We start from the raw sequence: 2,071 nt of genomic DNA, 5'->3' as shown, positions 1-2,071 counted from the left end.
TTGCCCAGTCGCTGGGCGAAAGCCCCCGGACCCAAAACAGAGCATCCCCCTGACTGCCGAGAATGAGGCTGCGAAAATTCGGCTCGACCTGGGCTACCGTCACCAAGGTCAAAAAGTCGACGGGTTTCTGTACGACCGTACCGAGGGAGAGACGCTGCCATTGCCGGTATTGTTCCTGGGAGCGAGGATAAACGGCCTCCCAGAGCACATCCTGCGCGCCCGCTGCAGGCAAGGTCGCCATGCTCAAGGCCGGGCGTTTCTCGGCCCGTAACAGCTTGGCCAGGGCGGGGCTGGGGATTCGACCGAGGCCAAGATAGCGCAAGGGGTGCAGTCGATCGAGAGTGGCGCGCAAGGCCTCGGGATGGGCACAGGGCCCAAAGCCATAGCCCAAACGATCGATACCGGCAGTACTGGCGGGGAAGAGACTGGAATCCTCGACCTCGAAGGTGAGGATCATACGCAGATCGCGCCGCTTCTCACTTATGGCGCGGCAGAGTTCGACGCCAAGGCGCAGCTCGTCGTGGGCCGCGCCCCCCTGTAACCACAAGACCGGGCCGCGGTCTCCCGGCAATTTCAACCCGCCCCAGCGCGCATTGGCCTGGGCGCGTCGCCCGGCGCGGGCATCCTGCCAACTCGCCCAGCGAGCCCGCCAATAGTTGCCACCGTAATAACTGCTCATACATCCTCCTCCAGCGCGCGCCCGATCAGGACATCGGCACGGCGGCGCTGGCTGCGCATCTGTGCCTGCAATTGCTCTTGCAAATGGGCCATCTCGGCAGCCGAAGCATCACTGGCCACGCGCAAGGGCTCGCCCCAAAGGACGACGACCCGGCTGCCCGGCCAAGGCAGCAGAAAATGATCCCAACTGGAAAAGATCTTCCCCCAACGACTCGAAAAAGTGACTGGCACAATGGGTAGACCCGTCCAACGCGCCAACTCCAAGACCCCCATCTGCAAGACCTCGCGTGGGCCGCGCGGACCATCTGGGGTAATGGCCAGATCGGAACCAGCGCGCGCGGCACGGAGCATGCCCTTGGCGCCCTTGAAGGCGCCGCGGCGGCTCGAGCCTCGCACCGCCGCGTAGCCCCAGTGGGCCATTGCCTGGGCAATGAATTCCCCGTCGCGATGCTCGCTGATGAGAATGCTTACTTGCCCGCCACCCAAGCGCCGATAGGCAGCAGGAATGAGGGCCAAGCGCCCATGCCAAAAGGCGAGGATGATCGGCTGCCCGCCGGCGCGCAGGGCACGGATCGGTTCCGCCCCCTCCTCGCGCCAGCGCAGGCTGGCGGCGATCCCCCGTAAGAGCGCTGCCGCCAGCCAGGCGGCACTCGACTGCCAGCGCCCTTCCAGCCGCACCCTTCAGCTTCTCGCCGTGCTCAGGGTGGCAAAACTGATGCGCGTCAGCCCCGCCTCCTGGGCGGCGTCGAGAACGTCGATCACATACTGCTGGGTGGCGTCCTTATCGGCGCGCAAGACGATCACGCGCTCCGGGTCCTGGGCGGCCAGGGCCTTCAGTCGCTGCGACAGGGCGCGCATGGACAGCACTTGTCCGCCAATCGAGACTTGACCACTGGCACTCAGGTCGATGGTGATGGGGGTCTTGGGCTCCCCTTTTGCCGCCTGCTGCGCCTTGGGTAGCTGCATGGAGAGATGGCTATTTTGCACAAAAGTCGTCGTCACCATAAAAAAGAGCAGCAAAACCAGGACGATATCGACCATGGAGATGACGTTGATCTCCGGCTCTTCCATCCCGGAGCGGGCGCGAAAATTCACTTTGTGGCCTCCGGCAGCAAATTGACGAGCTTCAACACATCCTTTTCCGTCGCCAAGATCAAGGCTTCTACCCGCCCGCGAAAGTAGCGGTAAAAGAGCAGGCTCGGAATAGCCACGATGAGCCCGGCTGCGGTGGTGATCAGGGCCTCGGCAATGCCACCGGCGAGGGCTTTGGGGTCGCCCATACCCACCGCACCGATGGCCGCAAAGGCATGCATGATGCCAAAGACGGTACCGAGCAGGCCGAGGAGCGGCGCCACGCCGGCAATACTGCCCAAAAAATTGAGATAGCGATCGA

General features: G+C 63.7%; 3 protein-coding genes and 1 pseudogene. All 4 read right to left on the bottom strand.

Annotated elements, in window-relative coordinates; genetic code table 11:
• Window positions 1–679 (bottom strand): annotated as a pseudogene (locus tag RTI30_RS14220) (hypothetical protein); the annotation flags it as partial.
• Window positions 676–1,356 (bottom strand): lysophospholipid acyltransferase family protein, encoded by a 681-nt coding sequence (locus RTI30_RS14215; protein WP_312284151.1) that lies wholly within the window; start codon window positions 1,354–1,356, stop codon window positions 676–678. The pseudogene RTI30_RS14220 and the gene RTI30_RS14215, both read right to left, overlap by 4 nt.
• 3 nt (window positions 1,357–1,359) lie before the next feature.
• Window positions 1,360–1,773, bottom strand: a complete 414-nt coding sequence (locus RTI30_RS14210) for a biopolymer transporter ExbD (RefSeq protein WP_312284150.1) — start codon at window positions 1,771–1,773, stop codon at window positions 1,360–1,362.
• Window positions 1,770–2,071 (bottom strand): MotA/TolQ/ExbB proton channel family protein (locus RTI30_RS14205; RefSeq protein WP_312284149.1); only part of this gene is annotated, 302 nt, incomplete at its 5' end. The genes RTI30_RS14210 and RTI30_RS14205, both read right to left, overlap by 4 nt.

Source organism: Candidatus Igneacidithiobacillus taiwanensis, from assembly GCF_031962545.1.
GTDB lineage: Bacteria > Pseudomonadota > Gammaproteobacteria > Acidithiobacillales > Acidithiobacillaceae > Igneacidithiobacillus > Igneacidithiobacillus taiwanensis.
The sequence above is the reverse complement of the archived record's forward strand: the minus strand, read 5'-3'. Positions and strand labels throughout refer to the sequence as shown.